13 protein-coding genes and 1 pseudogene are annotated in these 14,238 nt (G+C 74.2%); 7 read left to right on the top strand and 7 right to left on the bottom strand.

Annotated elements, in window-relative coordinates; genetic code table 11:
• Positions 1–222: 222 nt before the first annotated feature.
• The 5 genes from ACFVS9_RS26740 to ACFVS9_RS26720 all read right to left on the bottom strand — a co-directional run bounded on the left by ACFVS9_RS26740 (position 223) and on the right by ACFVS9_RS26720 (position 5,142).
• Positions 223–2,034, bottom strand: coding sequence for a choline/carnitine O-acyltransferase (locus tag ACFVS9_RS26740; RefSeq protein ID WP_389936143.1), 1,812 nt, complete (start codon positions 2,032–2,034; stop codon positions 223–225).
• Between the two features lie 36 nt (positions 2,035–2,070).
• Positions 2,071–2,877, bottom strand: a complete 807-nt coding sequence (locus ACFVS9_RS26735; RefSeq protein WP_383118754.1) for a class I SAM-dependent methyltransferase — start codon at positions 2,875–2,877, stop codon at positions 2,071–2,073.
• Positions 2,878–2,930: 53 nt separating this feature from the next.
• Positions 2,931–3,800, bottom strand: coding sequence for an arpA protein (locus ACFVS9_RS26730; protein ID WP_383118753.1), 870 nt, complete (start codon positions 3,798–3,800; stop codon positions 2,931–2,933).
• A 185-nt stretch (positions 3,801–3,985) separates the two neighbouring features.
• Positions 3,986–4,792 carry a hypothetical protein gene (locus tag ACFVS9_RS26725; protein ID WP_389936139.1) on the bottom strand — a complete coding sequence of 269 codons (807 nt, stop codon included), beginning with the start codon at positions 4,790–4,792 and terminating at the stop codon, positions 3,986–3,988.
• An 80-nt stretch (positions 4,793–4,872) separates the two neighbouring features.
• A complete protein-coding gene (locus ACFVS9_RS26720; protein WP_383118751.1) occupies positions 4,873–5,142 on the bottom strand; it encodes a hypothetical protein in 270 nt (89 codons plus the stop codon).
• 126 nt (positions 5,143–5,268) lie between these two features.
• On the opposite strand from ACFVS9_RS26720, the pseudogene ACFVS9_RS26715 reads away from it, so the two are divergent.
• Positions 5,269–5,632: pseudogene (locus tag ACFVS9_RS26715) on the top strand (arsenate reductase family protein).
• On the opposite strand, the gene ACFVS9_RS26710 reads toward ACFVS9_RS26715, so the two are convergent.
• Positions 5,580–6,506, bottom strand: a complete 927-nt coding sequence (locus ACFVS9_RS26710; protein WP_389936136.1) for a Gfo/Idh/MocA family protein — start codon at positions 6,504–6,506, stop codon at positions 5,580–5,582. The pseudogene ACFVS9_RS26715 and the gene ACFVS9_RS26710 overlap by 53 nt on opposite strands.
• Positions 6,507–6,709: 203 nt before the next feature.
• Here ACFVS9_RS26710 and glnII point away from each other — a divergent pair, with 203 nt between their 5' ends.
• The 6 genes from glnII (at position 6,710) to ACFVS9_RS26680 (ending at position 13,741) form a co-directional block, all read left to right on the top strand.
• On the top strand, positions 6,710–7,744 hold the full coding sequence (gene glnII / locus ACFVS9_RS26705; RefSeq protein ID WP_383118749.1) for a glutamine synthetase: 1,035 nt from the start codon (positions 6,710–6,712) through the stop codon (positions 7,742–7,744).
• A gap of 398 nt (positions 7,745–8,142) precedes the next feature.
• Positions 8,143–8,772, top strand: coding sequence for a winged helix-turn-helix domain-containing protein (locus ACFVS9_RS26700; protein WP_389936133.1), 630 nt, complete (start codon positions 8,143–8,145; stop codon positions 8,770–8,772).
• Positions 8,773–8,949: 177 nt separating this feature from the next.
• Complete coding sequence (locus ACFVS9_RS26695) at positions 8,950–10,215, top strand: sensor domain-containing protein (RefSeq protein ID WP_389936151.1); 1,266 nt, start codon at positions 8,950–8,952, stop codon at positions 10,213–10,215.
• Positions 10,200–10,847 carry a LuxR C-terminal-related transcriptional regulator gene (locus ACFVS9_RS26690; protein ID WP_383118661.1) on the top strand — a complete coding sequence of 216 codons (648 nt, stop codon included), beginning with the start codon at positions 10,200–10,202 and terminating at the stop codon, positions 10,845–10,847. Before ACFVS9_RS26695 ends, ACFVS9_RS26690 begins: the two co-directional genes overlap by 16 nt.
• 141 nt (positions 10,848–10,988) lie before the next feature.
• The gene (locus ACFVS9_RS26685; protein WP_389936130.1) at positions 10,989–12,911 is read left to right on the top strand and encodes a hypothetical protein; all 1,923 of its coding nucleotides are present in this window, start codon (positions 10,989–10,991) and stop codon (positions 12,909–12,911) included.
• A 95-nt stretch (positions 12,912–13,006) separates the two neighbouring features.
• Positions 13,007–13,741 (top strand): TetR/AcrR family transcriptional regulator, encoded by a 735-nt coding sequence (locus ACFVS9_RS26680; protein WP_383118659.1) that lies wholly within the window; start codon positions 13,007–13,009, stop codon positions 13,739–13,741.
• On the opposite strand, the gene ACFVS9_RS26675 is transcribed toward ACFVS9_RS26680, so the two are convergent.
• A complete protein-coding gene (locus tag ACFVS9_RS26675; protein WP_383118658.1) occupies positions 13,726–14,076 on the bottom strand; it encodes a 5-carboxymethyl-2-hydroxymuconate Delta-isomerase in 351 nt (116 codons plus the stop codon). The genes ACFVS9_RS26680 and ACFVS9_RS26675 overlap by 16 nt on opposite strands.
• Between the last annotated feature and the right edge of the window lie 162 nt (positions 14,077–14,238).

Raw genomic sequence — 14,238 nt, 5'->3', positions numbered from 1 at the left:
ACTTGTCCGGCCTGACCTCCCACCTCTCGGGGACACCCGCACCCCGCCCCGCCGACGGCCCCCCGCCCGGTTCCGCGGGGCGGCGGCCCTTCGGCGTGTCCCGGGGGACGGCGGGCGCCACCGGGAGTCGGCCCACGCCCGTGACTCGATGACGGCCACGGGCAGGTGCCCGCCGCGCGCCTCCGCTCCGCCGCGCGCGCCGGGCAGCGTCGGGCCGCCGGGTCAGTCGGCCAGCAGGTCACGCAGTTCGGTGATCGCGTCGCGGAGGTGTTCCGCGAAGGCGTGCATCTGCCCGGCCACCGTGCGGGGGGTGCTCAGGTAGAGGTTGAAGCGGTCCGGCAGCAGGACGTAGGCGATGCCGATGCAGCGGCTGCTCGTGGAACCGAAGCCGAAGTACTGGATGTTCTCCGACGGGGCCGAGCTGGTGCTGAGGTAGTCGTCGCGCAGGGTGACCCAGCCCGGGGAGCGGTACAGGGCGGGCTGTTCGTCCACACCGAGCTCGGCGCCGCGGCGGCGCTGGATCAGTTCCAGCTCCCAGAGGTGCTGCTCGGGGGCCTCTCCGGCCTGGCATTCCCGCGCGCGGGCCACATGGGCGCCCGCGGCGGCCCGGAAGGCGGCGCGGCGGGTCTCGCGGTCGGCGCCGGGATCGTCCATCGCCGCCACGAACACCGCCGTAGCGGGGGTGACGACGCGCATCGCCTCGGTGCGGCCGTGGCGGTACTGCCGGGTGGCGATCGACTCGTACGTCGCTCCCAGGTGGCCCTTGGCCCGCTGGTGGGCCAGCTGGTACGCCATCTGGACGAAGGCGTCCGGGGACGTTCCCAGGGCCTTGGCCGCCGTGCTGCCGAAGTCCCCGAACGACACGGTGCGGGTGGCGGTGTCGTCCCCGTACGCGGTGAACGCCTCGGCCGCCGAGCGCACCCGCGCCCGCAGGGAGGCGTCCAGCGCGAAGGTCAACGGGACGGGCACGGGTTCGCCCTGGGGGCGTGCCCCGGAGCCGCGGGAGTGTTCGTCGGGCGGGGTGCCCAGCAGGGCGTCGGTGAAGCTGAGGATGGTCGTCCCGTCCAGCTCGCAGTGCTCGACGTTGATGCCGGCCCGGCCGTCGGCGTAGACGACGAAGGAGACGGCCTTGTCGAACCAGCGGTTGCCGCGGTCGCCGTGGAGGAGCTCGTCGCAGGTGGCCTGGGTGTCCTGGGGCGCGAAGTCCTCCAGGCAGACGCAGAAGAGGGCCGTCTCGATGTCGTCCAGCGTCCGGGCGTTGGCGGGGTCCGCGTCGAGGAGGGCGGTGCGGGTGGCCGCCCATTCGGCCCGCGCCATGGTGGTGAGGTGGCCGGCCCTGTCCTCGTGGGCCGTGTGGACGTCGGCCTTGGTGACGGCGCGGAGCCCGGCCTCGATCTCGTCGAGGGTGTGCGGGGCTCCGTCGGGGCCGAGCACGTCCAGCCGGAACATGGTGCCCCGGAAGAAGACCACGATGTGCCGGGCCGTGGACGGTCCGGGGGCCTGCTCGCTGTACGGGGCGCGGACGGTGTCCAGCGGCACCCCGGGGATGCGGGTCGTGGAGAAGAGGTAGGCGTTCTGCACCATCGACTGCGGGACGCCGCGCTGCTCGACCGGCGCGATCAGCCCCTCGTCGAGCCGCCGCTTGTAGTGCAGGGCGCCCGCGACGAGCCCCGCCGCCCGGTCGAGCTGTCCCTGGCCGGTGTCCTTGAACAGGAAGAAGAAGTTGGCGTTGAGCGCGATCCGGTCCCGGCGGCCGAGGTAGCGGTAGGGCCAGAAGGTGTCGAGCCAGCTGTGCACCCCTTCCGTCGCGTCGTACTCCTCCAGCGCGGCGTGCAGGGCCCGGCCGGGGCCGTCGGGCCGCAGGAAGGCGGTGACCTCGGCTTCCGTCGCGGCCCGCTCGGCGGGCGTCAGCAGCGGGGAGCACCAGGCGAGGAACCGCTCGCAGCTCGCTTCGAGGGTGGGCAGCGGCACGCGCGGGAGGCCGCCCTCACGGGCGAAGGTCGCGTCGGCTGCTGCTTCCTGACTGACGTTCAATGCGGCTCTCTTCTCGGTGAGTGGGGATGGAGTGTGCTACCGCTGCCGCGGCCTGGAGAGGTGGAGCTGAGCGTAGAGCCAGCCGTCCTCCTCCAGCCCGGTCGCGTCCACGCCGGCCGCGGCCAGGCTGTCCAGGACGCCGCGTTGTTCCTGCGGGCCCGCGAACCGGCGCTGTCGGAAGAGCTCCCCGGCCCGGACCGTGCGGTAGCCCAGGTCGTCGAGGGCGGCCCCGACCGGTTCGAAGGGGAACATCCGCAGCACGAAGTGGGCCATCCAGGGCAGACGGCCGTCCTGCGCGCGGACGACTCGGGTGAGGGTGCGTTCGGTGACGTAGCCGATGCAGCCGGTCGAGATCACCAGGTCGGTCCCGGCGAGCCGGTCCCGCTGGGCGGGGGTGGGGTCGTCCGTCTCCAGGTCGGCGTGCACGGTGTCGTCGAGGAACCCCGCCTCGTGGGCGTAGGCCAGGGCGCTGGTGGACGCGTCCAGGCCGGTGAAGCGGAGGGGCTGCGCGGGGCGCCGGGAGCGGGCGAGGTCGCGGTCGCGCTCCAGCAGCCCGGCGCGGGTCGATGGGCCGCTGCCGTCGTAGCGCGCGTACAGCTCGTCCATCGTGGCGTCGTACTTGAGCAGGGCCGCGTTGATCCCGTACGAGCAGCCGATGTCCAGCACGTGGGGGACGGCCACCCGTTCCGTCTCCCGGTACTCCTTGATGAGCTTGTCGAAGTAGGGCTTGGCCAGCTGGGGTACGCGGTAGCCGAGCGGGCGCAGCACCTGGAAGTAGGTGCGCGGGTCGGGCGCGGTGTAGATGTGGTCCAGCGAGACTTTTCCGGACGCGTCGAGACGCAAGGGGCTTCTCCTCGGTGGTGCGCGTGGCAGTGCCGGGACCGTGCGGAAGAGCCCTAGTCCAGCAGCCGGTCCCCCCTGACGGCCCGTCCTTCCGCGGCCCGGTGCTCGGGCAGTACGCGGCCGAAGAGCTGCCGGGTGCGTGCCACGCTCCCGATGACGCCGGGGCGCTCGCTGTAGGCGAAGATCGCGCTGTGGCGGGCGAGGCCGCCGCGGACGGGGCTGACCCGGTGCAGCGAGTAGCGGCCCTTGAAGAGTTGCAGGTCGCCCGGCCGCAGCGGCAGGCGCTCCGGCTTCGGGGTGCCCCGGCCGTCCAGGACGTCCCGTACGTCGTCGAAGCGCTCGTCCTCGGCGGACCGGATGTTCGGGCAGTACTCGAAGGAGCCGCCCTCCTCGGCCTCCTGCGTCAGCATGCTGACCGTGTACTCGTTGGTGTCGAAGTGCCAGGGGTGCTCCATGCCCGGCCGTACGACGTTGAGCACGAGCCCGGAGAGCGGGTCGGCGAGTTCGTACAGGCGTGGCAGGGCGAAGCAGTCGGCGACGAAGCGCTGGAACGAGGCGTGCGCGTAGAGCCGGCCGATGAGGGAGCCGGCGGGGATGCGGTCGCGGGCCACGAACGCGTTGCCGCGCTCGAAGGTGCGGCGGCCGGGGTGGTCCTCGGGCAGGTCCGCGTCCACGTCGATGTTGTAGACGTTGACGGTCTCGACGTCGAAGTAGGCGTCCGGGGCGAGGGCCGCGCACTCCTGGCGCAGGACCTCGTGCAGCGCGGGCCGGATGAAGTCGGGCAGTACGGTGCAGCCCACCTCGGCCAGTTCGCGTCCGGCCCGTTCCACCACGGCGCGGGCCGCGGCGCCTCCGGGGTCGGACAGGGGGTAGCGGTCCGTGTCGACCACCTGGTCGAGCGTGATGGCTTGCAGAGTGCTCATTCGACCCTCTCCACGCGCGTCGGTAACTGAACCGGTTCGTCAGGCCGGGTCAACTCAACTGGTGAGTAACAGAGTTGAAGTTCCCACAGCCCTGACGCATTGTCTGTGACACGCCGCACTTCCGGCTCTCACGGTCCGTGGCCGGGGGCTCTTTCGCGCCGTGTCCGGACCGCGCCCGGGAGCGGTCAGTCGAGATCGATGACGGCGCGTGCGTTGAACTCCTCGAACAGGCCCTCCCCCTCGGGGCCGTGGAGCAGCTCCGCCGTTCCCGGATTGCGGTTGGCGGTGGCGAGGGGCAGCCATGCGAGCAGCGTGCCGTAGCCGCCGCAGACCGCCGCTCCCCCGTCGCCGCCGTATACGGAACCGGGGTCCGCCGTCATCTCGGCACTGTCGTAGACGTCGGAGGCGATGCGCAGCCCGAAGGGGTTCGGCAGCTGGTGCGGGCCCGTGCCGCCGCCGTAGGGGGCCGTGTCCTCCGGGACGTCGTCGCCCCAGCGGAACAGCGTGCCGGCGCCGGCTCCGCAGGCGTGCTCCCATTCGTCCGGTCGGGGCAGCCGCAGGCCGTCCTCGGCGTACGACGCCGCCACCAGCGACGGGGGTTCGGGAAGCTTGCCGGGCTCCAGGGCCATCAGCACGGCGGGCAGGGCGACCGTGCGCGGCGGGGTCATCACCCGCGCGAGCTCGGCGCGCGGGTCCGTCTCGAAGCCGTAGCCCGCGGCGAGGCTCTCCTCGCGGTAGGAGGCGAGCGTCCCGGGGGACGGCCGCCAGGCGTCCACGTCGTACCCGACAGCCACCTCACCGCCGGGTATCAGGGCGTACCGCTGTCCGGCCCGCTCGATGACGGCCCGGTGCCGGACGGGGTCGGGACGGGCGGAGGTGTCCAGCCGGACGAGCCGGCCGCCGACCCGGCGCGCGGCCTCCTCCGCGTGGCGCCTGGCGGCGGCCGGGTCGAGGCCGCGCCAGCGGGCGAGGGTCAGATCGGCGAGCGACATGGCGTGCATTGTCGCCCGGTCCGCCCGGCCGGGCAACCGCCGCCTGTGCGCCGGGTCCTGCCGGCGCACAGGCGGTCGGATCAGCGGCCGTAGCGGATCAGGGCGCGGACCATGCGGCAGGTGGTGTCGGACGGCGGGTGGATGGCGAGGCGGTCGGCCGTCGCGCGTATGCGGGTGTTGTCGGCGGTCGACGGCTGGTACACCCCGGTGTCGAGCAGGGCGATCGCCAGGCGCATGGCCTTCAGACGGCGGTTGTGGGAGACGTACCACTCACGGGGGCGGCCCGCGGGGAGCGGCTTCCTCCGCAGCGGCTTGTGGAGCGGCTCGGTCGTGACTGTGGCGACGGCCATCGGCAACCTCCTGGCACGGTGGTGGAACCCTCACGAACTCCCTCCATCCTACGGCCCCCCACTGACAATCGCCCCTGGCCAGAGGCTATTTCGGGGATCCCTCCCGCCCCCTCGGCCCCAGGGGGGATCCGGATCGGTCCCGCCCGTTCCCAGTGCCGTGGCGCGGTGGGTCGGCTCGACGCCGAGGGCGCCGGATGCACCGTTCGCCGCTGTCGGGAGGACGTGCCGTCCGCCGACGGGATCCGGGCGGTTCCGGGCCGCCTCGGCTGGAGCCGTGGGACATCACGCGGACCCAGGAGGCGGACGCCCGGGAGCTGGGGACCGAGGACCGGCAGAAGGACGCCGCCGCGCGCGAGCGGTGGATCCCGGCGCAGGCGGACCACCCGAAGCTGATCCAGCGGACGGCTCGGCGGTGGTGGCGCGGACCGACGAGGCGGTCAGGGACGCGCTCGGGCGCCGAGGTCCCCGGCCCGCGCGAGGATCTCGGTGAGCCGCAGCCCGAAGCGCACGTCGCAGGGGTGGGCCACGCCCGTACGCGCGGACTCGGCGAGCGCGTCCACGGCCGCCCGGAACGCGGCGGCCGCGTCGCCGCCTCCCGGGGGCAGGGCGGTCACCCCGTGCTCGCCCCGGAACTCGACCTCGGTGCCGGCGGCTCCCGGCGGAGCGTCCAGGGCGAGGGTCACCGTGCTCGACGCCCCGGAGGTGTGGCGCAGCAGCAGGTGCGTGGTGTCGGCCGGACCGCTGGCGGCGACCACCTCCGTCACGTCGCCCAGGACCGGGATCAGGACCGAGAGCGCGTGCGGGCCGACGTCCCACAGGCCTCCCTTCTCGCGGCGCCACGGGGAGGCGAACTCACTGCTCGCCCCGGGGGCGAACAGCGCGCCGATCCACGAGGCCCGCGCGGTGAACCAGCCGCCCGCCGCGGCCTGTTCGGCGATCCACCCGGCCGTTCCCGGGGCGAAGCGCAGGGTGCAGAAGACCACGGAGGCGACCCGGGCCCGCGCGGCGGCGTCGGCGGTCTCCCGCGCGCCCGCCACCGTGGTGGCGACCGGCTTGTCCAGCAGGAGGTGGCATCCGGCGTCGGCGGCGCGTACGGCCAGCGGCGCCTGGACGTCCGGCGGCACGGCGAAGGCCACGGCGTCGCTCACGGCGAGGAGTTCGTCGAAGCCCGCGTCGCCCGTGTACGACGCGGTGCCGTGACCGGCGGCGAGCGCGTCCGCCGCCTCGGGCCGGCGGGCCCATACGCCGCTGAGTACGGCCCGGGGGTGGGCGGCGAGCGCGGGGGCGTGGGTCAGGCGTGCCCAGGGGCCCGCCCCGGCGAGGCCGATCCGCAGCGGCCGGGCGGCGTCGGAGTGTGTGGTCATGCCGCCAGTCTGCCCGGACCGGGCCCGCGGCGCGGACCGCCGTCCGGCGCACCGGAGTCCGAGACGCTGCCGGGCGGCGGTCCGGCGTCCGGAACAGCCGGGAAACCCAGGAAACACGGGGTTCACACACGGGCAACGGCCGGGAAATCGCGTCTTGCGAAGCTGCGCACCATAGACCGCAGCACCCGCAAAGGATGGCGTCCGTGACCTTCAAGGCTGAGTACATCTGGATCGACGGCACCGAGCCGACCGCGAAGCTTCGCTCGAAGACGAAGATCATGGCCGGCAGCCCCACGCAGGACGTGGCGGATCTGCCCATCTGGGGCTTCGACGGTTCGAGCACCAACCAGGCCGAGGGCCACGCCTCCGACCGGGTCCTCAAGCCGGTCTTCTCGTGCCCCGACCCGATCCGCGGCGGCGACGACGTGCTCGTCCTGTGCGAGGTCTTCCACATCGACATGACTCCGCACGAGTCGAACACCCGCGCCGCGCTGCGTCCGGTCGCCGAGCAGTTCGCGGGCCAGGAGCCGGTCTTCGGCATCGAGCAGGAGTACACCTTCTTCGACGGGCACCGTCCGCTCGGCTTCCCCGAGGGCGGCTTCCCCGCCGCGCAGGGCGGCTACTACTGCGGTGTGGGCTCCGACGAGATCTTCGGCCGCGAGATCGTCGAGAAGCACCTCGACAACTGCCTCAGGGCGGGCCTGGCCATCTCCGGCATCAACGCCGAGGTCATGCCCGGCCAGTGGGAGTTCCAGGTCGGCCCGGTTTCGCCGCTGGAGGTCTCCGACCACCTCTGGGTCGCCCGCTGGCTGCTCTACCGCACCGCCGAGGACTTCGACGTCTCCGCGACCCTGGACCCGAAGCCGGTCAAGGGCGACTGGAACGGCGCGGGCGCGCACACCAACTTCTCTACCAGGGCGATGCGCGAGGGCTACGACGCGATCATCACCGCCGCCGAGTCGCTCGGTGAGGGCTCGAAGCCGATGGACCACGTCAAGCACTACGGCGCGGGCATCGACGACCGGCTGACCGGTCTGCACGAGACCGCCCCGTGGAACGAGTACAGCTACGGCGTCTCCGACCGCGGCGCCTCGGTCCGCATCCCGTGGCAGGTCGAGCAGGACCGCAAGGGCTACATCGAGGACCGCCGCCCGAACGCCAACGTCGACCCGTACGTCGTCACGCGGCTGATCGTCGACACCTGCTGCACCGCGCTGGAGAAGGCCGGCCAGGCCTGATCCGTCACCGGCCGGGTCCGAGGGGGCGTCCGCTCGCGGGCGCCCCTTCGGCGTGCCCGACCGCCGCCGTGGCCGGAGCACGCGGGAACGGCCGGATCCGGCGGGTACGGGAGGGGACCGTGAGGAACCTGACACGGCGGTCCGTTCCGACGGGTGAGAGAACCCTGCTGCGCGGCCCGGATCTCTGCTTCAATGGGGACATGGCCAGCTTCCAGTACACCGCGTCGGGTCGCAGCGACCTCGAGCCGTTCTGGCCCTCCCGTCAGCACCATGACTTCGACCGGGTGTGTTGCCGCGCGTGGAACGCGCAGGCCCTCTAAAGCCGCCTCATCCCGGCCTTCGGCCCGCGCGCACGACGTACGTCCTCGACGACTCCTCGCGCGAAAGAGCTGACCCTCATGGCGAACACCCGTACCTTCTCCCCCGCGTCCGCCGCCACCGCGGCGACCGCGGTGTCCGCTGCGGCCACCACCACCGCCCGCAACACCCTCTCCCCCAACCGCCACCGGCTGCGTGCCGTCGACCGTGACGAGGTCGTCGAGCTCGCGGACGTGGCCGGCTTCCTGCCGCCGGGCGCCACCTGGCTGCCCGCGCCCCAGCACACGCTGCCCGCCCTGCCGGGCCGGCCGCCCATGGTCGGCTACCTGGTGCTCGTCCCCGCCGACCAGCAGCCGGCCCTGGCCGGGGCCGTGGCCTCCGCCCAGCACCGGGAGTTCGTGCCGGAGCCTCCGGCCGGCGCCCCGGCGGGCGGTCCCGTGCGCATCGACTCCACCCGGCGTACCGCGGCCGTGGACGGTGTCACGCTCGACCTGACCTACCTCGAGTTCGAACTGCTGGCACACCTGGTGGCGCACCCGCACCGGGTGCACACCCGCGATCAGCTGGTGACGACGGTCTGGGGGTACGGGCACGTGGGTGACGGCCGCACCGTCGACGTGCACGTGGCCCGGCTGCGCCGCAAGCTGGGTGCCGAGCACCGCAGGTCGATCCAGACCGTGCGGCGCGTGGGCTACAAGTACGCGCCCTGACCGCACCCCGTGCGCGGGAAGGCCCCGGGACGGATCCCGGGGCCTTCCCGCGTCACGGGGGTGGTGCCAGGTACACCCCCCGTCGGGTGGCGGAACGGCTGACGGCGGGCCCGGCGGACGGGTGAGACTGGGGCCGGACGGGATCCGGCGGGGAGCCCGGCGAGGGGAGAGACCATGATGCGATCCGCACGGAGCCGGGTGAGGACCGGGCTGCTGGCCGGCCGGCGGGCGTTCGGCCTCTCCTTCGTGAGCCTCGTGGGCTCGGTCACCCTCTTCGTCCTGTCCGTCCTGTCCCTGGCCTTCATCCCGCTGGGCGTGGGTCTGTTCACCACGCCGTGGCTGACGGACGTGGTGCGCCGGCACGCCGACCGGCGCCGGCTGCTCGCGGCGGCCTGGTCGGACATCAGCATCCCGGTGCCCTACCGGCCGTTCCCGAAGGATCTGCGCACCGGTTTCACGGGGCAGGTCGAGCGCACGACGCTGATACTGAAGGACCCGGCGACCTGGCGGGACCTGCGGTGGCTGCTGACCGACATGACGGCGGGCTACGTGCTGCTGGTCCTCACCTTCGCCCTGCTGCTCTACCCGCTGGAGGGGCTCGTCCTGGCGGCGGGGCTGTGGAGGGTGTTCGAGGACAGCCCGTACTGGTACGGATTCGTGCCGGTCAGCAGCCAGCTGACGGGGCTGGCCGCGGCGGCGCTCGGCGCCGTGATCCTCCTCGTCGGCCTGTGGGCGGGCAAGCCCCTGCTGCGGGCCCACTTCGTGCTCGCCCGGTCCTCCCTGGCGCCCGCCCCCGGGGAGCTCGCCCAGCGCATCGACCGGCTGACCGAGACCCGGCACGAGGCCGTGGACACGGCGGCGTCCGAACTGCGGCGCATCGAGCGGGACCTGCACGACGGGGCGCAGGCCCGGCTGGTCGCGATGGGCATGAACCTCGGCACCATCGAGGCGCTCGTCGAGAAGGACCCGGCGCAGGCGAAGAAGCTCCTGGCGATGGCGCGCGCGTCCTCCGCCGAGGCGCTGACGGAGCTGCGTGACCTCGTGCGCGGCATCCATCCGCCGGTGCTCGCCGAGCGCGGGCTGGGCGACGCGGTGAGGGCGCTGGCGCTGCGGCTGCCGGTCGCCTCGGAGGTGACCGTGGAGCTGGCCGGACGGGCCGGGGCACCGGTCGAGTCGGCGGCGTACTTCGCGGTCGGCGAGGCCCTGACGAACGCGGTGAAGCACGCGGGCGCGAACCGCATATGGGTGGACGTGCACCACACCGGGGGGATGCTGCGGATCTCCGTCACGGACGACGGCAAGGGCGGTGCGGCGATCGGAACGGGCTCGGGGCTGAGCGGGATCGAACGCCGGCTGGGTACATTCGACGGCGTACTCGCCGTCAGCAGTCCCGCGGGCGGCCCCACCATGGTGACCATGGAGATCCCTTGCGCGTTGTCCTAGCCGAAGATCTCTTCCTGCTCCGCGACGGCCTGGTGCGCCTGCTGGAGGCCTACGGCTTCGAGATCGCGGCGGCGGTCGAGACCGGGCCCGAACTGGCCACGGCCCTGGCCGAGTTGCGGCCGGACGTCGCCGTCGTCGACGTCCGGCTCCCGCCGTCCCACACGGACGAGGGCCTGCAGTGCGCGCTGACCGCCCGCCGGGACCGGCCCGGACTGCCGGTGCTGGTGCTGTCGCAGCACGTGGAGCAGTTGTACGCGCGGGAGCTGCTGGCCGACGGCAACGGCGGCATCGGCTACCTGCTGAAGGACCGGGTGTTCGACGCCGACCAGTTCGTCGACGCGGTCCGCCGGGTCGCCGCGGGGGGCACGGCGATGGATCCGCAGGTCATCTCGCAGCTGCTGTCGAGGCGTTCGGTGGACGAACCGATGGGGACCCTGACGCCCCGGGAGCGTGAGGTCATGGGGCTGGTGGCACAGGGCCGCTCGAACGGGGCGATCGCCTCGCAGCTGGTGGTCACGGAGCGGGCGGTGGCCAAGCACACCTCGAACATCTTCGGCAAGCTCGGCCTGCCCGTCTCGGACGACGACAACCGCCGCGTCCTCGCGGTCCTCGCCTACCTCGACCGGGGCTGACGGGGGGCCGGACGGGCGGGGCCGCCGGCCGCTCCGCCCGGCCCCGGGACCCGGTGCTCCGGGCGGGCGCGGGAGGCCGGACGACCCGCCCCGGAGCGTGCGCCGGAGTGACCATCGCACCATTCGCTCGTTCAGCTGAACATGCCCCCTCTGCGAGCAGTACCGCCGTCCGCCGGCCTCCCGTACGCGGAACGGGCCGCCGGGGAGCGGGCCGAGGCCGAGGCCGCCGAGCACTACGCGCGGCTGGCGCGGATCGCGTATCTCGTGCTGGCGCCGTCCCTCGGACGTAACCGCCGGGTGCTGACGGCCCACTGGCTGGCGCAGCGGGCCCTGGCCCGTGGGCGGGGCGCCGATCCCGGTGAGGTGTACGCCTCCGTGCGGCTGCGGGTGCTGCGGTCCGCGATCCAGGCGGAGCTGCCGGTGCTGCGTCCCGCCCTGCCGCGCCGGGCGCAGTTCCCGCCGCTGGTGCCGCAGGTGTGGGGGCTCCGGCTGTTCCCGCATTCCTGCGGGGCGGACGAACTGGCCCTGGACCAGGCCCTGTCCGAGGTGTCGGGACCCTGCCGGGCCGCGCACGTCCTGCGCGGGCTCGAAGGGCTCGACGACGCCGAGGTGTGCCGGGTCCTCGAAGCGGCGGGCGTCGCGGAGCCCCGGGCGGCGCTGCTGGAGGCGGACTCGCTCACCGCGCCCCACGGCCTGCTGGCCTCCCCGGAGTTCGACCCGTGCTCGCTCCAGGTCAGACCGGCCGATCCGGTCCGTCGCCGGCGGCGCGGGCGTACGCTCCTGGCCGGCGCCGGGGCGCTGCTGGTCTGCGGGACGCTGCTGCTGATGCCGGGGGACGGTCTCGGCGGCCCGGACCCCGGCTCCGCGCCCCTCTACTCCCGCCACCGCACCGCGGAGCGGGCCCTGGACCCGGCCGCGTTGCGCCGGGTGCCCGACGGGCTCTGGCGGAGCTCCACGCGGCGGGACTTCAGCGTCTGGCCCACGCGCGGCGACCGGACCGCCGACACCCGTCTGCTGCGCCGCGCCCTCGCCGTGTGGGCGCGACCCGGCCCCGCCGTGGTCTCCTCGGCGACGCCCGGGACGCCCGACGGCCCGCCGATGGGGCCGCCTCAGCTGCTGTACGCGGGCGAGGTCGGCGCGGCGGCCGTGGTGCTGTTCCACGACGGCCTGCGGGTCGTGCGCTACGCCGAGCCGCGCAACGCCGATCCGTCCGGGGGCGCCGCGCTGGACTTCGCCCGGGTCGACGGGGCGGACACGGCGGGGTCGGGCGCGCTGGTGGCGCGGCGCCACGACGGCCGGGTCCGCTACCTCACGGCGCCCTGGGTGCGGTGGGCCGGCGTACGGGACCTGCTGGCGCCGCGCGGGCCGGTCAGGCCGCTGCCGCGTGACCGCAACGGGGTGACGGACCCGCTGACGGCGCCACAGGCGGCGGGGGGCCGGTCGGACTGCCGTTCCTGGCAGGCCCTGGAGCTGCGTGAGGGCGGTGCGGCGCGCCTGATGACGGACCTGGGTGAGCTCACGCCGGTGCGCCTGACCTCCGGGGCGCCGTCCGCTCCGCACGACGTGGCGGGCCGGGCGGAGCGGGAGAGCTGGGCGCGCACGGCGTGTCTGCTGCCCTCGGTGCGGTCCAGCGGTGTCCGGTCGGTGAACTCGTGGCCGTACGCGAAGCAGCGGCTGCCCGAGGGTGCGGGGGACGCGCTGTGGCTGTGCACCAGGGCGGACACCTGGCGGGGTACGGGCAGCAGGGTGCTGGCGCAGTTCCAGGCGCCGCCCGAGCTGTCGGGCGGGGAGGGGGCCCCGGGGGCGGTGGCGGCCCGCGCCGAGGACTCGCCGGACTGCGGGATACGCCGGCCGCGGGTGCTGGCGGGTGTGCTGTGGCGGTCGGACGGCGGCCGGTGGTACGTACTGGCGGCCGGTTCACGGCAGTTCGCTTCCCTGACGGCGACCGGGGGTGTGGAGGGCCGGGCCGAGGGGCGGCTGCTGACGCTGCCCGCGGCGGAGGGCGTCCGTCCCCGGCTGGCCGGGCTGCTGGCGGACGGCGGCCGGGCGGGCTCGCTGCACTGACCCGGGGCGGGGTGCGTGGGCGGCGGACCGCCGGGAAACCGGCTGGTGGGAGTGCGGCGGAGGGCCATCCGGGGTGCCCCGTTAGGCTGTTGACCATGACGACCGGGGTGCGGCGCAGGATGGGCGTCGACGAGCGCAGGGCCCAGTTGATCGCCGTGGCTCTGGAGCTGTTCAGCCACCGCTCGCCCGACGAGGTGTCGATCGACGAGATCGCGGCGGCGGCCGGCATCTCGCGTCCGCTCGTCTACCACTACTTCCCCGGGAAGCGCAGCCTGTACGAGGCGGCGCTGGGGCGGGCCGCCGACGAGCTCTCGGGCCGCTTCCTGGAGGCCCGCGAGGGGCCCCTGAGTGCCCGGCTGATCCGGGTGATGCACCGGTTCTTCGACTTCGTCGAGGAACACGGACCGGGGTTCGCCGCGCTGATGCGGGGCGGTCCCGCCGGGGGTTCCTCCACGGCCAACGCCCTGGTCGACGGGGTGCGCCAGGCGGCGTACGAGCAGATCGTCGCGCATCTGGGGGTCCCCTCGCCGCCCGCCCGGCTGGAGCTCGTCGTCCGTTCCTGGGTGTCGCTGGCCGAGTCGACGGCGCTGCTCTGGCTCGACGGGCAGCGCGTCCCGCGTGCCGAGCTGGAGTTGCAGCTGGTGCACGACTTCGCGGCGCTGGGGGCGGTGGCCGCGGCGTACGACCAGGAGATGGCGGGCGTCATGCTGCGGGTCTTCTCCCAGGAGCCCGCGGACGGCCCGTTCGGCGAACTGCTCGCCCGGCTCGATGTCCTGGCGCCCGCCGCACCGGCCGTTCCGCGGCAGCGGCTGCCTCAGCCCTTGCGGTAGGACGCGTCCAGGTCGCGTACTTCTGCCGAGGCGTGGACGGTGAGTCCCTCGACGGGCCGGATGTGCCCGGTCAGCAGCTCCAGAACGGCTTCCGTAAGCCGTGCCTTGGTCTCGGGGGTCCGGCCGGGCAGCATCGCGATCGAGACGTTCACGACCGGGTCGCCGGAGGCCGCGTCACCGACGACGGCGTCCTCGGCCCGGATGAACCGGGTCTTGCAGGCGGGGATCGACGTGGACACGGTCCCGGCGACGAGGGGGTGCAGGGCCAGCGCGAAGCCGCGGCGGTCGAAGCTGTCGTCGAGCTCGGCGGAGTAGTCGACGGTGATCTGCGGCATCAGGTGCTCCTGGGTGCGGTCCGGGTACGTGTACGACGTGCACGCACGTGTACGCGTTCAGCTTCGCCTGGCCGCGCCGCCCGCACAAGTGACTCACCCGCGACGCGGACCGGCCGGTCCCCGGCCCCGGGCCTCGGGGGCCGGGGGCCGGGGACCGGCCGG

Source organism: Streptomyces sp. NPDC058008, assembly GCF_042886395.1.
In the GTDB taxonomy this organism is placed as follows: Bacteria; Actinomycetota; Actinomycetes; order Streptomycetales; family Streptomycetaceae; genus Streptomyces.
Note: the sequence above shows the minus strand (reverse complement) of the source record. Positions and strands in the feature narration are given on the sequence as shown.

Coding starts and splice junctions, on each gene's coding strand:
- ACFVS9_RS26730 (WP_383118753.1), bottom strand. CDS start 3,800: ATGAGCACTCTGCAAGCCATCACGCTCGACCAGGTGGTCGACACGGAC.
- ACFVS9_RS26725 (WP_389936139.1), bottom strand. CDS start 4,792: ATGTCGCTCGCCGATCTGACCCTCGCCCGCTGGCGCGGCCTCGACCCG.
- ACFVS9_RS26720 (WP_383118751.1), bottom strand. CDS start 5,142: ATGGCCGTCGCCACAGTCACGACCGAGCCGCTCCACAAGCCGCTGCGG.
- ACFVS9_RS26710 (WP_389936136.1), bottom strand. CDS start 6,506: ATGACCACACACTCCGACGCCGCCCGGCCGCTGCGGATCGGCCTCGCC.
- ACFVS9_RS26700 (WP_389936133.1), top strand. CDS start 8,143: ATGGCGAACACCCGTACCTTCTCCCCCGCGTCCGCCGCCACCGCGGCG.
- ACFVS9_RS26695 (WP_389936151.1), top strand. CDS start 8,950: ATGCGATCCGCACGGAGCCGGGTGAGGACCGGGCTGCTGGCCGGCCGG.
- ACFVS9_RS26685 (WP_389936130.1), top strand. CDS start 10,989: ATGCCCCCTCTGCGAGCAGTACCGCCGTCCGCCGGCCTCCCGTACGCG.
- ACFVS9_RS26680 (WP_383118659.1), top strand. CDS start 13,007: ATGACGACCGGGGTGCGGCGCAGGATGGGCGTCGACGAGCGCAGGGCC.
- ACFVS9_RS26675 (WP_383118658.1), bottom strand. CDS start 14,076: ATGCCGCAGATCACCGTCGACTACTCCGCCGAGCTCGACGACAGCTTC.